We start from the raw sequence: 15781 nt of genomic DNA on the forward strand, positions 1-15781 counted from the left end.
CTGGCGGTTATTGGCCGTTGCCCATCATTTCGCCAAGACGGACGGCGGCGGCAGGCTGCCAGCCGGGATTGAAGCGGATCGTATCCTTGGGGAACAGCATGACGACGGTGGAGCCGAGCAGGAAGCGGCCCATTTCCTCGCCTTTTTTCAGCACGATGTTCCGGTCCGCATAGGTCCACTCGCGCACCGTGGCGGTGCGCGGCGGGTTGACCACGCCATGCCAGGTGGTGGCCATGCTGCCGACGATGGTGGCGCCCACCAGCGTCAGCACGAAGGGGCCGTGGGCGCCTTCGAAGACGCACACCACGCGTTCATTGCGCGCGAACAGGCCGGGCACGCCGCGCGCCGTGGTGGGGTTGACGGAGAACAGGGCGCCCGGAATGTAGATCATGCGGGTCAGCTTGCCGTCGCATGGCATGTGGATGCGGTGGTAGTCGCGCGGGCTCAGGTACAGGTTGGCAAAGCTGCCGTGGCGGAAGTGTTCGGCCAGCGCACTGTCGCCGCCCAGCAGGGCGGTGGTGCTGAAGCGGTGGCCCTTGGCCTGGAAGATCTGGTCGTCCTCGATGGCGCCGAACTGGCTGATGCGGCCGTCCACCGGACACACGTAATCGGCCGCTGCCAGCGGACGGGCGTCCGGACGCAGCGCGCGCGTGAAGAATTCGTTGAAGCTGGCGTAGTGGCTGATGTCGGGATCGAGCGCCTCGTCCATGTTGACGTCGTAACGGCCCACGAACCAGCGGATCAGCCCGGTGGTGGCGGAGCCGCCTTTGGCGCCGGCCACCCGTCCCGCGAAATTGGTCAGCGCTCCCTTGGGAAGCAGGTATTGAGGCAGCACGGCAAGGCGGTCGGACACGATAGTCAATCCATGGCGAATAAATGGTGACGCATTATAGCGTCGCATTGCGGCAAATATGTACTTCCCGCGCTAGGGCATCCCGTCTAGTGCCGGTGGCGCTCGACGGCGGGTTTGTCGCTGGCCGCGCTTTAACATGGATTTAACTACTCCGGTATTGCGCCGTAACAAACTCGCGCACACGTGCTATGGTGGCGCTATTCTCCCCGCATCCTGAAATACAATCAGATAGTAGTAGAAATTATTCCCGATTCTATTTATATTGGTATTTGTTGTGTATATCACCATAACATTTCGCTGGCCTTATGGTAAATTTACACTTCGTGAATTCTCACGCATTGTCACACCCCGAGTTAAGCCGCAACGCCACGAAAGACGAGTTTAAACATTCGCTCTCAACCGATCAGAAGGATATAAATATGACGACGTACCAGGAATACAAAGCAAAGATCGCGGAATTGGAAAACCTGGCCGAAACCGCACGCAAGAGTGAATTGCAGGCAGCCAAGGAGAAAATCGCCGCCATCATGCGCGACTACGGTTTGACGCTGGCCGATCTGGGTCCGGTGGCGAAAGCCAAACCCGTCAAAACGCGCGCGCCCGTGCCCACCAAATACCGTGACGACGCCACCGGCCAGACCTGGACCGGCCGTGGCCGCGCGCCTAAATGGCTGGAAGGCAAAGACAAAGAACAATATCTGATCAAATAATGGCGGGCCGGGATCGCGCCTGCCGGAGTTAATGTGCCGGCAGGCGGATCCCGTTGTGACCGTGGACCGATGGCGCCGCGGCGGGTGCTTGCGCATTCGCCGGCGCCGCGGTTATCGTGTGTTTTGAATGCCAGCGCGGTATATTCTTGCCGCCTGTTTCTCCTTCCCTGTTGCTTTTGTGGTGAAAGGGAGTCTGGCGCATCGCCTTTCTTGCGCTATCACTTGTTTAGGGCAATGCCGCGCGCGCCGATCTGTGCGATGATGCGGAATGCTTGCCATTTCACTATTTCCGCTTAATACAGTGTTATTCCCCGACGGGCACCTGCCATTGCAAGTGTTCGAAGTGCGCTACCTGGACCTGATCAAGCGCTGCATCGCCGAGGACGAGCAATTCGGCGTGGTGCCGTTGCTGGAAGGGAGCGAGGTGCAGTTGCCGGAGCAGGAACAGGTGCTGTCGAGCGCCGGCACCATGGCCCGCATCCTCGACTGGTCGGCGCCCATGCCGGGGCTGCTGCGCGTGTCCTGCGTGGGCACCACGCGCTTCCAGGTGCGCAGCGCCGAACGGCTGCGGCATGGCTTGTGGGTGGCCGACGTCGATCCGCTCGACGGCGACCGGGTGGTGCCGGTCCCCGAAGAGCAGCAGAACGTGGCCGATGCGCTTGCCGCCCTGATCCGTTCGCTGGAGAAGAAACAGGTTTCCACCGCCAATATGCACCTGGCGCCGCCATACCGGCTCGACGACGCGGGCTGGGTCGCCAACCGCTGGTGCGAATTGCTGCGGCTGGACTTGCGCGACAAGCAGCGCCTGCTGCTACAGGATAACCCCGTGCTGCGGCTGGAGCTGATCCAGGACCTGCTGAGCGAGAACGGCTTGCTGGCCAGCCAATAAGCCGGCGCGGCTAGTGCGCCTCTTCGAGCGCGTGCACGCGCACCGACCACACCACCCCCACGATCAGCAGTGCGATGGCCGTCACTTCCAGTGGACGCGGCAACTGCTGCTTGTAGAGGAAGCCGTAGAGCAGGGCGAACAGCGTTTCGAACAGGATCAGTTGGCCCGACAGGGTGACCGGTACGCGGCGGCTGGCCACGTTCCACAGGTGGTTGCCGATCACGGACGCGCCCAGCGCCAGCGCCGCATTGACGAGCCAGAAGGTGCCCCAGTGGCGCCCGCTGGCTGCGCCGGCCGCGCCGGTCACGTCGGCGTGGTAGACGGCGAATGCGGCCAGCCCGATCACCAGCGCGATCAGGCCGCTCGACAGGCCGTACAGGGCTGACCATTCGCCGCTGCTGAAGTGGGCATTGCGCTTGAGGTAGCGCGCGTTGTCGAGCGTGTACCAGCTCCAGCACAGCAGCGCGCCGGTGGCGCACAGCACGCCGATGATTTTCTGGCCGGGGGCGGTGGCGGCGCCGCCGTCATGGGTGAACACATCGATGTTGATGCAGACGATGCCGGCCGTGACCACCAGCAGCGGCAAGGCCAGCTGGCGCAGCGGCACCGAGCCATGGTCCTTGTGTCCCATCAGCGTGACGGAGATCGGCAGCACGCCGATGATGAGCGAGGTGGGCGCCACGCCCGCCAGCTTCACGCCCAGCGACAGCAGCATGTAGTACACGATGTTGCCGGCCAGCGCGTGGCGCACCAGCGCCAGGTAGTCGGCGCGATCGAGCCGGCCCAGCAGGCTGCCCAGGCGCGGCAGCATCAGGCCGGCCGCGATGGTGCCATAAGCGATGTAGCGGCCCACGGCCAGTTCCAGCGGCGAGTAGGCCGCCATCAGTTCCGGCACGATGAACACCATGCCCCACATCGCGCCGGCCAGCAAGCCGCACAACACGCCATTCCACATCGGCCAGACTTTCTACGTTGATGATGGCCGGCGCCGGCAAGCGGCCCTTACGCCGCCTGCCAGTGCGCCAGCCAGGTGAAGGCGGCCACATTGGCCGCCACGGTGCACCAGAATAGCGTACGGAACGCCATCTTGCCGGACTTGTGCCGCAGCCACTGCTGGGCCAGGATGGCGCCGGGCCAGCCGCAGGCCAGTCCTAGCATCAGCAGCGTGCGTTCCGGCGTGCGCCAGCGGCCACGCACGGCGGCCGCCTTGTCGAGCGCATACGCGGCGAAGCACAGCACGCTGGCCACGCCATACACGAGCGCCACCCACGATGGCAGGCGCCACAGCGCGGTGGCGGCCAGGTAGAGCAGGGTGAACGCGGCCAGCGGCACATAGCGCAACCAGGCGGCGCCGCCGCCCGCATGGGCGCTGGCGCGCTGGCGGGGCGGGCGCGGCGGGCGCGGCGCGCGCGCTCTGGACATGGATTTAGAAATAGCTCAGGCCAAGCGCGGCCTTCACTTCGTCGGCCGTGCGGGCCGCCACTTCGCGCGCGGCGGCCGTGCCGTCCTTCAGCACCTGCATGATGTAGCCACGGTCCTTGGCCAGTTCTTCGCGGCGGGCGCGGATCGGGGCCAGCATTTCCTGCAGCACCAGTTCGAGGCGCTTCTTGACGATGCTGTCACCCAGGCCGCCGCGCACGTAATGGGCTTTCATCTCGGCCAGCGCGGCCTGGTCGGGGTCGAACGCGTCCAGGTAGATGAAGGCCACGTTGCCTTCCAGGTGGCCGGGGTCTTCCACGCGCAGGTGCAGCGGGTCGGTGTAGACCTTCTTGACGGCGGCCGTGATCTCGGCGGCGCTGGCGCCCAGGTTGATGGTGTTGCCCAGCGACTTGCTCATCTTGGCCTTGCCGTCGATGCCGGGCAGGCGGCCGATTTCCGGCACCAGTGCCTTGCATTCGACCAGGATGTCCTGGTTGGCGATGCGGTTGAAGCGGCGCACGATTTCGTTGGTCTGCTCGATCATCGGAATCTGGTCTTCGCCCACCGGCACCAGCGCGGCCTTGAAGGCGGTGATGTCGGCCGCCTGGCTGGCCGGATAGGTGAGGAAGCCGGCCGGAATGTCGCGTTCGAAGCCGCGCAGCACGATCTCCGCCTTCACGGTCGGGTTGCGCTCCAGGCGCGCCACCGTCACCAGGTTCAGGTAGTAGAAGGTCAGCTCGGCCAGTTCCGGAATCTGCGACTGGATCAGGATGGTGGACTTAGTGGGGTCGATACCCACGGCCAGGTAGTCGAGCGCCACTTCCACCACGTTGCGGTGTACTTTGCCGGTGTCGTCCATGTTGTCGGTCAGGGCCTGCGAGTCGGCCAGCATGATGTATTGCTTGTAGTCGTGCTGGTAGGTGACGCGGTTGCGCAGGCTGCCCACGTAATGGCCCAGGTGCAGGGGGCCGGTGGGGCGGTCGCCGGTCAGGATCACGGCGGGGGAGGTGGACTTGGCTGGCAGACTCATCAGGGTTCCTTTACGTTACCCCCGTCCGGCGCGCCAATAAAAACGCCGCCTGGCGGAGGCGGCGTTGATAAAAACATCATTCACTATGGATAACAGTGGCCGCTCGCTGTCAGCAGCGCCACCAATTCACATTCGAACGAGGTATAGGGATCAATTTCATGCCGCGTATGGTTGCAGTTCGGCGGCGGTCTGTCAAGTTGTTGTGATCGATCAAACGGCGGGGATAACTGGGGAACTTGGGGGGAGCGAGACCGGTCTAAATGGAAACAGCCATGCTAGGGGCGCATAATGACAATCACGTTTAATTCGCTGGCATTCAAGGACACGCTTGTGGAAGGAGGCTTCAGCGACAGGCAGGCGGCCGTGCTGGCCAACGCGATATGGGAACTGGTGGCGAACACCCTGGCAACCAAGGACGATCTGGTCGCCTTGGAGCAACGCATTGACGTCAAATTGGCGCATCTGAAAGTGGAGCTGCTCATGTGGATGGTCAGCCTGACGGTGGTGCAGACGACGATACTGGGCGCGATGCTGAAATTGCTGCGCTAGCCGCTTAGGTTCCTTTCCTCGCGACCCTGCACATCATGGCGTGGCGCGCGGCTGCGTGGTCAGTGCGCCCGCACGCTGGCGGCCAGGATATCGGGCCGGTGGTAGCGCCGGAAACCGTCCATCACGGCGCCCGACTTGGCGGCCTGCTCTAGCAATTCGCGCAGCGCCTGCTGGTCTTCGGGCGAGAGCGACAGCCGCGAAATATAGGCGCCGCTCTGGCCCCAGGGTAATTCCGGTATCGGTTCCAGCCGCAGCTTGTCGAGCATGCCATTCACGCGCGGCTCGTGGGCGATGGCGCCGGCCAGGATGGTCGGCCCCATGATGGTCATGTCGACGGCGCCCATGTTGAGCAGGCGCGCCACGGCGCTCACGTCGACCTCGGTGAAAAGGCGGCCCTGCTTGGCCAGCTCCTTGACCAGCGCCGTGTACTGTTCGCCGTGATCGAAACCCCGCACCACGGCCACCCGCAGTTCGCGCCGCTCCAGCAATTCCTTGGCGCTGGTGATGGGCGGACGGTCGCTGGCCAGCGAGATCAGCGTGGCGCGGTGGCCCATCATGGGGACGAAGATGCCGATCTGGTCGCGCGCGGCCGTGCGGGTGGCGGGCACCAGCATGTCGGCCTTGCCGGCCTCGAACATCGCCACCTGGCGCGCCCGGGGCACGATGGGAAACAGGATGGTGCAGCCGTTGCGCGGCCCGATGCTGCGCAACAGATCCGGGTAGATGCCGCTGACGTTGCCGCCTTCGATGATGACGCTGGCGCCGGTGGGCGCCACCGGTGCGCTGATGTCGCGCGAACAGGGCGTCCCGGCCGCGCCTGCGGCGCCGGCCACCAAGGCCAGCAGCCATGCCAGGCCGCCGCGCCACGGCAAACGGCGACGAGGGAAGCCCATCATGCTGGTCTTCATGCCTGCATCTGCGCCTGCTGGCGCAGCCGGGTCAGGTGGAAATAGCGGCGCGCCACCAGGATGGCCAGCGCCTGCATGGCGGCGCAGGCGAAGAACGTGGTGCCGATACGCCAGTCGCGCGCGGGCAGGTCGCTCACCTTGGCCACGATGGTGTTGCCCAGCAGCGGCATGACGATGATGCCAAGGCTGCTGATCGATTGCAGCGAGCCCATCAGTTCACCTTGTTCCTGTGCCGGCGTCGCCTTGGAGATGATGCCCTGCAGCGCAGGACCGGCCGCGAAGGCCAGCAGGTTGCACAGGATGAACACATACATCATCCAACCCTCGGTGGCCAGCCCGTACAGCATGTAGGTAATGCAGCCCGAGCCCAGGCCCAGCAGCATCAGCCGCACTTCGCCCAGGCGGCGGATCAGCACGCCCAGCAGGCCAGCCTGCACCACGGCCGCCGCCAGCCCCACGCAGAACAGCGCGATGCCGTTCTCGCGCGGGCTCCAGCCGAAGCGGAAGTGGGTGTACAGCACCCACGTTGAGTGCAGCATCATCTGGGCGAAGGTGACCAGCGAATAGACGATGATCAGGCCGCGGATATCGGTGCGCCGCGCCAGTTTGACGATGGCCGCCAGCGGGTTGACCTTGGCCAGTTTGAACGACTGGCGCCGTGCCTGCGGCAGCGATTCCGGCACCACCAGGTAGCCGTAGATGAAATTGCCGGCCGACAGCGCAGCGGCCACGTAGAACGGCAGATGCAGGTTGACGCTGCCCAGCAGGCCGCCCAGCATGGGGCCGCAGATGAAGCCCAGTCCGAACGCGGCGCCCACCTTGCCGAAGCTCTTGGCCCGGTTGTCGGGCGTGGAAATGTCGGACGCGTAGGCCGAGGCCACCGACATGCTGGCCGATGACATGCCGCCCACCACGCGCCCGATGAACAAACAGGCCAGGTTCGGCGCCCAGGCCGTGGCCAGGAAATTGAGGCACATGCCCGACATCGAGTACAGCAGCACGGGACGGCGGCCGATCCGGTCGCTGAGCGCGCCCAGCATGGGCATGAAGATGAATTGCATCAGGCCGAAGGTAGAGCTGAGTGCACCATACCACCACGCCTGGCCGGCGCGGCCATGCACGAACTCGCCCACCAGGATGGGCAGCACTGGCACCACCAGGCCGATACCCAGCATGTCGATGAACACGCACACGAGGATGAAATTGAGGTTGCCGGCGGGCGCGGGCGGTGTCGGCGCGGACGGGAGGGGGGCGTCGTGAGTGATGGTCATGGTGATGGAATTGTGGCATGAAACTGGGGCCCGCCATAGAGGGGCGCGGAAATTCCTTGCGGATGCGCACGGGGTACAGTTTTGGTAAGGAGAAACATTATTTGCTTGCTAATTCGAATCGTGTTGTGCAAAATACTACAACAAATAACAACATTGGGAGTCGTCGATGCGCACCATGTTAGCCGCCAGCCTGATCCTGTTCTGCACCTGCGCACATGCGCTGGACGACACGCCGACCCAGAACGTCGTGATGGGGCCGCGTGGCGAGGACGCGCGGGTGCAGTCGCCGGTGCGCGTGCGGCAGGATGCGCCGGCCACCCATCGGGGCCGCGAGGCCGACGACGACCGCCGCGGCGCCCGCGTTGTGCCAGCCGCCGGGCCGGCCGCGACGCCGGCCACCCCGGCCGCGTCTTCGGGCCGGCAGGGCGTGCAACCCTGGCTGGCCATCCGCCAGGGGGCGCCCATCGAGCGCGGCGCGCAGCGCTGAGCGGCGGCGGCAACGCTTTGCCGTCCATCCTTGCATGCCATCCGCTAGCGAAGTTTTATTTGATGCAATTGTCGTTGACTTACGGTAACATTGCTTCCGTTAAAGAGTCGCCCACGCCCGGCCCGGCCAGCGTGCGGCCCCCAACCAAGGAACCGACATGTCCATCATCACCAGCGACGCCCAGGCGGCGTCCCCTGCGGCCGAATACCTCGCCTTTACCCTGGGCCAGGAAGAATACGGCATCGACATTCAAAAAGTGAGCGAGATCCGCAGCTACGAAACGCCCACCCGCATCGCCAATGCACCGGAATTCGTGCGGGGCGTGGTCAACCTGCGCGGCATCATCGTGCCCATCGTGGACATGCGCATCAAATTCAAGCTGGGCACCCCCACGTATGACCAGTTCACCGTGGTCATCATCCTCAATATCGGCCATCGCGTGGTGGGCATGGTGGTGGACCGGGTGTCGGACGTGACCACGCTCACGCCAGATCAACTCAAGCCGGCCCCGGACATCGGCTCGGCCCTCGATACCGATTACATCATCGGCCTGGGCACCATCGACGAGCGCATGCTGATCCTGGTCGATATCGACAAGCTGATGTCGAGCGCCGATATGGGCTTGCTGGACGCCGCGGCGGCCTGAATACCTGGGTAGGCGGGTACATCGCCCGTCGCACGCCTCAGTCCGGACTTCCCACCGCTTGCCCGCACCATGACGCGATGGCCTGCTGCGACAGCCGGTCGGCCTCGCCGTTGCGGTGGCGCGGCACCCAGCGCAAGCTGACGGCGCCGTTGAGCGCCAATTGCCGCAACAGCGCCGCTACCCGTTCGCGATGCGTTTCAAGCCCCTTGGCGCCGACGGCCGGCGCCAGATTCACATCATCGATGACCACCTTGCTGTCGCCGTAGACGACCAGCTGCGTGATCGGCAGTGGGAGTGCCGCTTCCAGCACCGCGATCAGCGCCAGGTATTCCGCCTCGCCACTGTTGCCATGTCCCGCCTGGCGGCTGATTTCCAGGCGTTCCCCATCGGGCCCGCACAGCAGGGCACCGATGCCCAGCCGGCCCGGGTTGGGATGGGCCGAGCCATCGAACCAGGCGCGCCACGCATGGGCGGGGACGGGCGCCTGGGCCGCCGCCCGCTTGAGCGCGAGACGCGCCTGCTGCGCCCGCGCGCGCTCGGCGCGCCGTGTCTGTTCCAGTTCACGCAGGCGGGCCCGGCCCGCCAGCAGCGCGGCCAGGCCTTGCGCGCCGGCCGCTTGCGTCAGCACCTGGTGCAGCGCTTCCGCTTCCCCTATCCCGCTGCGCGCGGCCAGGCGGCGGCTGGCCGCTCGCTCGCTTTTGTATGCGGCGGCGGCCAGTTGCTCAAGTTCGGATGGATGCATGCGCGACGATCAGGATGACGGACAGGCCGCCAGCATAACCGATCGCGCCCACGCCGTGCTGGCGTGGCGTGGCGTGACGCTTAGTCGCGGTAGGGATTGTCGGGATGGCGGTCGTAGCGGTTCGGCACGCCGTCGCCGTCGCGGTCATGGTCGTAGCGGTTGGGGATGCCGTCGTGATCGCGGTCGCCGTGGCCGTGATGGCGCTCCCACCGGCCTTCTTCGCGATACCAGCGACCCTCGCGTTCGATCCAGCGCGGCTGCGCGTACACATAGCCCGGCCGTTCCGCCACCCAGCCGCCGGCGACCCACTCATGCCGGTGGCCGCGCCACTCCCAATAACCGGGCGCCCAGAAATAGCCGGGGCGCGGATGCGGCACGCGCTCGTAGCGGGGCGGGGGCGGCGCCACGGTCACGTAATCGTAGCCTGCCTGTTCGGGCTCCACCATCACCCAGCCGCCCGGGTCCAGGCGCCAGGCGTCGCCATCGCGCAGCCAGACGGCGCTGCGATACTGGTAGCCACGGCGTTCCTGTTCCCAGTGGCCGCTCAGCCACACGTGGCGGTAGCCATCCCAGTTCCAGTAGCCGGGCGCCCACACATAGCCGGGGCGCGGCGCGGGGATGCTTTCGAAGCGGGGGACGGGCGGGGCGTTGCCGATCACGACGCTGACGCCCACTTGGGCCGATGCGGTCGTGGGCAGGAAGGCGGCGGCGCTGATGGCGATCATCGCGGCGGCGTAAAAGGTGGGCTTGAGCATGATGTTCTCCGTGATGCTGTCTGGCATACGGGAACTATATCAAGCGGGGCGGAGCACAAAAATGGATGATGCAACTTCTTACAACTGACACAAACCACGCTGGCGCTGGTGGCGCCGGACTTCGCCTGTCACTCGGCGCGACGCGGATGGCGCAGCGGGTGCAGGCGAAGGCGAGGGCGGCCCATCACATCTTGCTCGCGCTGTGGCCGGCCGCGATGGCGGCTTTGCTCTCGTCGAGCAGCGACTGTTTCTTCTGGTCGGCGGTGAGCCGTTTGGCGCTGACCACCACCACTTGCGTGTTCAGTGCCAGCGGTGGCGTGACGCTGGCGCCGGCCGGCGTGGGGACGGGGGCGGCGGCTTCCTGCTTGTCGAGCACATAGTTGGCGGCGCAGGCCAGGCCCAGCGTGGCGACGAACAGGGCTTCGAAGTTTTTGACGATTCTCATGGCGCTTCCTTTCGGTGGGTTGAGTGTTGATGATGTGTGTTGCTGTGTGTCGATGTGATCACTGTATCGGCTCGCACCGGGCGCCGCCACGGCCTTGCGACGAGCGGTTGGTTTTGCGGCGCGAACTGCAAAAAGCGGCGACCGGTTGTGCTGCGCAGCACGGGCGCTTTCCCTCGCCCCCGGCTAGTGTTCCGCATCCATTCCACAGCCAGCGCGAGGGCCAGATGCGGCGCACGATCACTCATCTTTTGCAAGTCATGGCGGCGTGGCGGACGGAGCGGCGGCGGCAAGCCAACCTGCGCGCCGGCGCGCCGCAAGCCGGCCGCGCGCGTGGACGCGGGCAGGACGCGGCGGCGTTGCGCGTGGTGGCGTCCAATTCCCAGGCAGGCCCGGGCGCGGGCCAGATACCGATCCCGGCGACGGGGCCGGTGCGCCACCGCTATGCCTTGCTGGCCGGCGGCGCGCTGGTGTGCGTGGCCGGCGCCGGTTTGATCGCTGTCCACGCGCGTCACCTGTCGGCTGTCACCCAGACGGTTGATCCCGCCGGGATGATCCAGGCGGCGCGCGTGTTCCAACCCGCCTTGCCGGGCGCGCGCTTCCAGGTGCCCGGCACGCCCGGCGTGCGCATGCAGTTGCAGGCTAATGGCGCCATGGTGCTGGCCGTGGGCATGCAGGCGGCGGCGCCGGTCCGGGTCGACCTGTGCAGCCAGTTGCGCGCCCCGGGCGAGGCGCGCATGGTGCCGCTGCGCCTCGGCTATCGATTCGATGACGTGCGGCGCTGGGTGGCGCGCAGCCCGGGCTCGGCACCGGCATTACCGGGATCGCTGCATAACGTGCTGCTGGTCGACGACCCGGGGAACGGCGTGGCGCCGATGCCGGAATTGCAGCTGAGTGGCCAGTTGCGGCCCGACTTTGCCAGTCCGGCCGGCGAGCCGCTGCAACTGCGCTGGCACAGTACGCAGGGCACAGCGCGCTGGGTCAGCGACGCCACCCTGGGCCAGATCGAACAGGGCAGTGATGGGCAGGTGGGCCTGCGGGAGCAAGGCTGGCTGACTTGGGATAACGGTGCGGCGGCGTTGCGGCTGGAGCGCCGCAGCAATGTGCTGTGCCCGCAGGCCGGCGAATTGCTGGTGCAGTTGTATCGGCTGCCGTCCGGCGTTGCGAACCGGCCGCCGCGCGCGCTGGTGACGGCGTTTCCGGCGCGCGCGGCCCCGCTCAGCGCGGCGTTGTCGCCCGGCGACTACCTCGTGCCCGACGCGCCACCGCCACCGCTGGAAGACCAGATGTTGTTCGAAAGCCTGCGTGCGCGCGGGCTGGTGCGCATGCGCGCGGACGGTGCGATTGATGTTGCGCCGCGCGATTTGCCGCAATGGCTGGCCAGTCCCCCATCGGCGCGCGCGGCCGGACTGGCCGATTGGCAGGGCGTGGCGGCCGACGCGGCCACGGCCCGGCTGCTCAAGCGCCTGTATTACCAGGCCGATGGCGACTACGTCCGGCAGCAGCTGGCCATCTACAACGACGAGCGGCATTTGCTGGCCTGGCGCGTGAAACAAGGGCCGGCGGGCGCGGCGCAATGGCAGGCCAGCGCGCTGCCGGTGGCGGCCAAGGCTGGCGGTGACGTTGATCGCGAGGCAGTTGGTACACCCCTGGCCACCAGCGTACAGATGCCCGCCGCCGCCGCGAGCCTGTTCGCGGAACTGCCGCAGGGCTGGCAGCCCTGGACCCGCGTGGCGCGCTGGCCGCAGGCCGCGTCGGCCGCGACGATACGTCTGTACACCCGCCTGTCCCATCCCGCGACGGCGGGGGAAACGCTGCAACTGCTGCTGATCGGCCAGGTGCGCGGTGCTGCGGGCGCGCGCGTGTGGACGGACGCTGCCTGCACCGGGCGGGCCTGCGCGGCACCCGGCGATGTCCAACTGGTGACGCTGGCGCTGGCGCCGGGCGCGCAGAGTGTGCAGCTGGACGTATCGGCGCTGCGCATGGATGGGGCGACGGACCGCAAGTACCGGCATCTCGCCGTGGTGGATGGCCGTCCCGTGTGGCAGGTGTTGGGCGAGACGTTGGGCGTGGCGGGCAGGGTGGCGCCGTCCGCGCCTGGCACGGCGGTGCCGGTCCAGCTGCAGGACCGCAACGGCACGCCGCTGTGGGCCGATGGTGCGCCCACCCAGGCCGCGCTGGACGCCGGCATGGCGACCCTGCTGGGCGTGAACGCGCGCCAGGCCAGCGGCATTGCGGGCGTGCTGGCGCGTCGTCCCGCCCCCAATGGCGCGCCGGTGCCGGCCCGGCTCGCGCTGGATCTGCCCTTGCAGGCGCTGAGCCAGAGCGTGCTCAATTGCGTGGCCATGCGACGCGGCCATTGGGAGGGCGGGCGTTGCGCCGGCGGCGGGGCTGCGCCGGAAGGGCGCCACGCCGGCATCGTCATCCTCGACACAGAAACAGGTGATATCCTGGCGGCGGCCGGTGCGGGCACCGGAACCGTCAACGCGGCCAACTGGAGCGAGGTACGCGACTTCGATCGCGCCAACCCGGCCCGTAGCGCCTTGCGCCTGCCGGCCTTGCAGCACGACGGCGGCGCCCACCAGAGCCCCGGTTCCACGTTCAAGATCGTCAGCGCGCTGGGCCTGGAGCTGGCCGCCCAGCGCGACCCGCAACTCGAAGGCTTGCTGGCGGGCCTGCCGCTGGCGGCCATCAACCGCATGGCCGCGCAGCGCGGCTTCGGCTTCCAGACCGATGCGGCCACCTATCCCTTCAACACCCGGCTGGCCCACATCACCAACTACAAGGAGCAAAGCGTGGACCGGCGCGCGCAGGATGGGCGGCTGGGACTGGCGCAGGCGCTGACCTACAGCCTCAATACCTGGTTCGCCTGGTCGGGCGAGTTGAGTGACGCCAGCCTGTTCGGCCGGCCCGATGGCGGCGCGCCCGACCTGCAGGCGCTGGACGCCGACGCGCTCGATAGCGTGCGTCCCATCCTGGCGGCCGCCCACCGGCTCGGCTTCGGCCAGCCATTGCGGCTGGACGGCGGCCTGCTGCCGCCCGATTTCAACTGGCAGCCCTGGGATGCGTTGCAAGCCACCCCGGCCCACATCGACCCGATCCACACCCGCCATGAGCTGCGCCAGATGACCATCGGCTTGCGCATGCAGGCCACGCCGTTGCAGATGGCGCTGGCGGCGGGCGCCGTCGGGCAGGGCGCCGTGATCACCCCGCGCCTGCTGCTGGCGCTGGACGGCAAAGACAGCAGCGCAGCGCCCGGGCGCGCGCTGGGCATACGGCTGGACCGCATCCGCGCCGGCATGAAAGGCGTGATCGACGTGGGCACGGCGGCCGGCGCGTTCGGCGGCCCGGCGCTGACCGCACTGCGACCGCACCTGTACGGCAAGACCGGCACCGCCCCCAGTGGCGACGGCGTGGCGACCGTGTGGTTCGCCGGCTGGCTGGAGCCGGGCAGCCTGCCCGGCCAGGCGCACCGTCTGGCGCTGGCCGCTTTCGCCAGCCATTCCGAGGCCACGGGCGGCGAGCACGCGGCGCCGGTGGTGGCGGCCATCCTGGCTACCCTGTCGGCGCAGAACCGGGAACAGAAGGGCAAATAGCCCTGTTTCCCGCAGCATGGCCGGCGCCGATCTGTGGCATGATTTTGAGGCGTCCGCCGGTGGCCGTTCATCCTGAAGCGGCCCGGCGCGCATTGAATGAGTTGACAGGAAAGTATGCGCTTGCCAGGAACCCGGTACCAGGAGCATGGCTGGGAGCAGGTGCGCAAACTGCTGGGACGCTGCTCGTTGCAAGCGTTCCGGCAGCTGGACATGCATCTGGTGCTCGATTCGGCGCAACAAGAAGCGCTGCTGGCGGCCTACGTCGATACGTTGGCCGCCTGCCTGCGCGCGCGCGAACGGCTGGCCGGCGCCGAGGCGGCCGGTAACAGTTACGGCGACAGTGTGTGCGAACTGGCGCTCAGCCTGGCGTTCGAATTGCACGCCCACCCGGCGTTCTGGCATGCGTTCGTGGCTACGCTGGTGGCCGAACATGCGCGCGGCGGTCCGTTCTGGAACGATCCCGCTGCCGAAGCGGCGCTGCGCAAGAAGGTCAACGACATGTACGCGGGACTGCGCGACAAGGTCGATGCCGACAACTACATGGTGGCCACGGGCCGCGACTGCACGCCCAACAAGATCTACACCTACCGCATGCTCGACACGGCCTGGCACGAGCTGGCGCAACTGTTCGCCAACCGGGACACGCATCGTGAGCGGCTGGCCGTGATCCTGGATCGCGCGCCCGGGACCCTGGAGCCGGAAATCCGTCAGGCCAGGAGCATCGCCGACTGCAAGGCGGAATGGATCATCCGCTGGAGCGAAACGCAGGAACGTTACACCGGCTCGCCCGGCCCGCTGCACACGCGCTCCAAGCGCTTTTCCAGCCTCAGGAACAATCCCGCCCGGATCGCGGCCATGCTGACCGAGATCGGCGACTATGAGCAATTGTCGTCCAACCAGGACAGGGCCGACCCGTGGCAGGACGACGCTGGCGAAGCCGCGCTATGGCTGGAAGATTACTGGCGCGTGATCGCCGCATCGGAAGCGCAGGAGGCGGCCGGCGGGGCGTGCGCCGTGGCCGACCAGATTCTGCCCGCGCCGGAAACAGAGGATGCCTGGTCAGCGGATGAACAGGAACCGGCGGAACTGGCGGAACAGGCCGGGCCGGCCGGTGACGAGCCCGTGTCCGACGTGGTGTACGACGCGGCGCAACTGGCCGCCGAGCAGTCCACCGCCAGCGCGCTTTCCCTGCCCCCCCGCTATCTGGAAATGGCGCGGGCGGCGCAGGAATCGTCCGGTTGGGCCGCGCGCGTGTTGCGTGAGGTGAGCTTGCCGATCCGGCTGGCCGTGTATCACAAGCTGCTGGGACCGGACGACGACAGTTATCCCGACGACTGGCGGGACGTGGCGACGGGCGCTTTGCCCACTTTGCAGCAACTGGCGGGACTGGATGGCATCTCCATGCCCACCTTGCGCAAGCGTCGTGATGAAGCCATCGCCCGGTTGTACGCGGCCAGCACGGGAGCCGCGCAATGAAGGAGCAT

The 15781-nt window shown here is 67.1% G+C and carries 16 protein-coding genes; 7 read left to right on the forward strand and 9 right to left on the reverse strand.

Annotated elements, in window-relative coordinates; genetic code table 11:
- Window positions 1–7: 7 nt before the first annotated feature.
- Window positions 8–853, reverse strand: a complete 846-nt coding sequence (asd, locus tag H3H37_RS10930; RefSeq protein WP_311197454.1) for an archaetidylserine decarboxylase — start codon at window positions 851–853, stop codon at window positions 8–10.
- Between the two features lie 323 nt (window positions 854–1176).
- On the opposite strand from asd, the gene H3H37_RS10935 reads away from it, so the two are divergent.
- Together H3H37_RS10935 and H3H37_RS10940 are read left to right on the forward strand one after the other, a co-directional pair.
- Window positions 1177–1563 carry an H-NS histone family protein gene (locus tag H3H37_RS10935; protein WP_311197455.1) on the forward strand — a complete coding sequence of 129 codons (387 nt, stop codon included), beginning with the start codon at window positions 1177–1179 and terminating at the stop codon, window positions 1561–1563.
- Window positions 1564–1831: 268 nt separating this feature from the next.
- The gene (locus H3H37_RS10940; protein ID WP_182162300.1) at window positions 1832–2452 is read left to right on the forward strand and encodes an LON peptidase substrate-binding domain-containing protein; all 621 of its coding nucleotides are present in this window, start codon (window positions 1832–1834) and stop codon (window positions 2450–2452) included.
- Between the two features lie 10 nt (window positions 2453–2462).
- On the opposite strand, the gene H3H37_RS10945 is transcribed toward H3H37_RS10940, so the two are convergent.
- Genes H3H37_RS10945 through trpS form a run of 3 tightly spaced genes read right to left on the reverse strand, consistent with a single transcriptional unit; the run spans window position 2463 to window position 4901 of the window.
- The gene (locus H3H37_RS10945) at window positions 2463–3407 is read right to left on the reverse strand and encodes a DMT family transporter (protein ID WP_182162302.1); all 945 of its coding nucleotides are present in this window, start codon (window positions 3405–3407) and stop codon (window positions 2463–2465) included.
- A gap of 47 nt (window positions 3408–3454) precedes the next feature.
- On the reverse strand, window positions 3455–3874 hold the full coding sequence (locus H3H37_RS10950) for a DUF1294 domain-containing protein (RefSeq protein WP_182162304.1): 420 nt from the start codon (window positions 3872–3874) through the stop codon (window positions 3455–3457).
- Window positions 3875–3878: 4 nt separating this feature from the next.
- Window positions 3879–4901 carry a tryptophan--tRNA ligase gene (trpS, locus tag H3H37_RS10955; protein WP_182162306.1) on the reverse strand — a complete coding sequence of 341 codons (1023 nt, stop codon included), beginning with the start codon at window positions 4899–4901 and terminating at the stop codon, window positions 3879–3881.
- Between the two features lie 288 nt (window positions 4902–5189).
- Here trpS and H3H37_RS10960 point away from each other — a divergent pair, with 288 nt between their 5' ends.
- Complete coding sequence (locus tag H3H37_RS10960; protein WP_182162308.1) at window positions 5190–5450, forward strand: CCDC90 family protein; 261 nt, start codon at window positions 5190–5192, stop codon at window positions 5448–5450.
- Window positions 5451–5509: 59 nt separating this feature from the next.
- Here the strand turns inward: H3H37_RS10960 and H3H37_RS10965 are convergent, their stop codons facing one another.
- Together H3H37_RS10965 and H3H37_RS10970 are read right to left on the reverse strand one after the other, a co-directional pair.
- Window positions 5510–6358, reverse strand: a complete 849-nt coding sequence (locus tag H3H37_RS10965; RefSeq protein ID WP_229218776.1) for a substrate-binding periplasmic protein — start codon at window positions 6356–6358, stop codon at window positions 5510–5512.
- Window positions 6355–7629, reverse strand: a complete 1275-nt coding sequence (locus H3H37_RS10970) for a TCR/Tet family MFS transporter (protein ID WP_182162310.1) — start codon at window positions 7627–7629, stop codon at window positions 6355–6357. The genes H3H37_RS10965 and H3H37_RS10970 overlap by 4 nt, the downstream gene beginning before the upstream one ends.
- Window positions 7630–7795: 166 nt before the next feature.
- On the opposite strand from H3H37_RS10970, the gene H3H37_RS10975 reads away from it, so the two are divergent.
- Both H3H37_RS10975 and H3H37_RS10980 read left to right on the forward strand, forming a co-directional pair.
- The gene (locus tag H3H37_RS10975; RefSeq protein WP_182162312.1) at window positions 7796–8116 is read left to right on the forward strand and encodes a hypothetical protein; all 321 of its coding nucleotides are present in this window, start codon (window positions 7796–7798) and stop codon (window positions 8114–8116) included.
- Window positions 8117–8273: 157 nt separating this feature from the next.
- Window positions 8274–8762, forward strand: coding sequence for a chemotaxis protein CheW (locus tag H3H37_RS10980; protein WP_182162314.1), 489 nt, complete (start codon window positions 8274–8276; stop codon window positions 8760–8762).
- A gap of 37 nt (window positions 8763–8799) precedes the next feature.
- On the opposite strand, the gene H3H37_RS10985 is transcribed toward H3H37_RS10980, so the two are convergent.
- The 3 genes from H3H37_RS10985 to H3H37_RS10995 all read right to left on the reverse strand — a co-directional run bounded on the left by H3H37_RS10985 (window position 8800) and on the right by H3H37_RS10995 (window position 10704).
- Complete coding sequence (locus tag H3H37_RS10985) at window positions 8800–9504, reverse strand: ribonuclease HI family protein (protein ID WP_182162316.1); 705 nt, start codon at window positions 9502–9504, stop codon at window positions 8800–8802.
- Window positions 9505–9584: 80 nt separating this feature from the next.
- On the reverse strand, window positions 9585–10259 hold the full coding sequence (locus H3H37_RS26130) for a thrombospondin type 3 repeat-containing protein (RefSeq protein ID WP_182162318.1): 675 nt from the start codon (window positions 10257–10259) through the stop codon (window positions 9585–9587).
- A gap of 184 nt (window positions 10260–10443) precedes the next feature.
- On the reverse strand, window positions 10444–10704 hold the full coding sequence (locus tag H3H37_RS10995; protein WP_182162320.1) for a hypothetical protein: 261 nt from the start codon (window positions 10702–10704) through the stop codon (window positions 10444–10446).
- 257 nt (window positions 10705–10961) lie between these two features.
- Here H3H37_RS10995 and H3H37_RS11000 point away from each other — a divergent pair, with 257 nt between their 5' ends.
- On the forward strand, window positions 10962–14297 hold the full coding sequence (locus tag H3H37_RS11000) for a penicillin-binding transpeptidase domain-containing protein (RefSeq protein WP_229218777.1): 3336 nt from the start codon (window positions 10962–10964) through the stop codon (window positions 14295–14297).
- Between the two features lie 114 nt (window positions 14298–14411).
- Entirely contained in the window at window positions 14412–15773 is a 1362-nt protein-coding gene (locus H3H37_RS11005) for a hypothetical protein (RefSeq protein WP_182162324.1), read from the forward strand.
- Window positions 15774–15781 lie beyond the last annotated feature (8 nt).

Source organism: Rugamonas brunnea (assembly GCF_014042345.1).
Classification (GTDB): Bacteria; Pseudomonadota; Gammaproteobacteria; order Burkholderiales; family Burkholderiaceae_D; genus Rugamonas; species Rugamonas brunnea.

Excerpts from the sequence above, each read along its gene's own strand:
- trpS (WP_182162306.1), bottom strand. The coding sequence starts at position 4,901 with ATGAGTCTGCCAGCCAAGTCCACCTCCCCCGCCGTGATCCTGACCGGC.
- H3H37_RS10970 (WP_182162310.1), bottom strand. The coding sequence starts at position 7,629 with ATGACCATCACTCACGACGCCCCCCTCCCGTCCGCGCCGACACCGCCC.
- H3H37_RS10950 (WP_182162304.1), bottom strand. The coding sequence starts at position 3,874 with ATGTCCAGAGCGCGCGCGCCGCGCCCGCCGCGCCCGCCCCGCCAGCGC.
- H3H37_RS10995 (WP_182162320.1), bottom strand. The coding sequence starts at position 10,704 with ATGAGAATCGTCAAAAACTTCGAAGCCCTGTTCGTCGCCACGCTGGGC.
- H3H37_RS10965 (WP_229218776.1), bottom strand. The coding sequence starts at position 6,358 with ATGAAGACCAGCATGATGGGCTTCCCTCGTCGCCGTTTGCCGTGGCGC.
- H3H37_RS10975 (WP_182162312.1), top strand. The coding sequence starts at position 7,796 with ATGCGCACCATGTTAGCCGCCAGCCTGATCCTGTTCTGCACCTGCGCA.
- H3H37_RS26130 (WP_182162318.1), bottom strand. The coding sequence starts at position 10,259 with ATGCTCAAGCCCACCTTTTACGCCGCCGCGATGATCGCCATCAGCGCC.
- H3H37_RS10940 (WP_182162300.1), top strand. The coding sequence starts at position 1,832 with ATGCTTGCCATTTCACTATTTCCGCTTAATACAGTGTTATTCCCCGAC.
- H3H37_RS10985 (WP_182162316.1), bottom strand. The coding sequence starts at position 9,504 with ATGCATCCATCCGAACTTGAGCAACTGGCCGCCGCCGCATACAAAAGC.
- H3H37_RS10945 (WP_182162302.1), bottom strand. The coding sequence starts at position 3,407 with ATGTGGAATGGCGTGTTGTGCGGCTTGCTGGCCGGCGCGATGTGGGGC.
- H3H37_RS11005 (WP_182162324.1), top strand. The coding sequence starts at position 14,412 with ATGCGCTTGCCAGGAACCCGGTACCAGGAGCATGGCTGGGAGCAGGTG.
- H3H37_RS10980 (WP_182162314.1), top strand. The coding sequence starts at position 8,274 with ATGTCCATCATCACCAGCGACGCCCAGGCGGCGTCCCCTGCGGCCGAA.
- H3H37_RS10960 (WP_182162308.1), top strand. The coding sequence starts at position 5,190 with ATGACAATCACGTTTAATTCGCTGGCATTCAAGGACACGCTTGTGGAA.
- H3H37_RS11000 (WP_229218777.1), top strand. The coding sequence starts at position 10,962 with ATGGCGGCGTGGCGGACGGAGCGGCGGCGGCAAGCCAACCTGCGCGCC.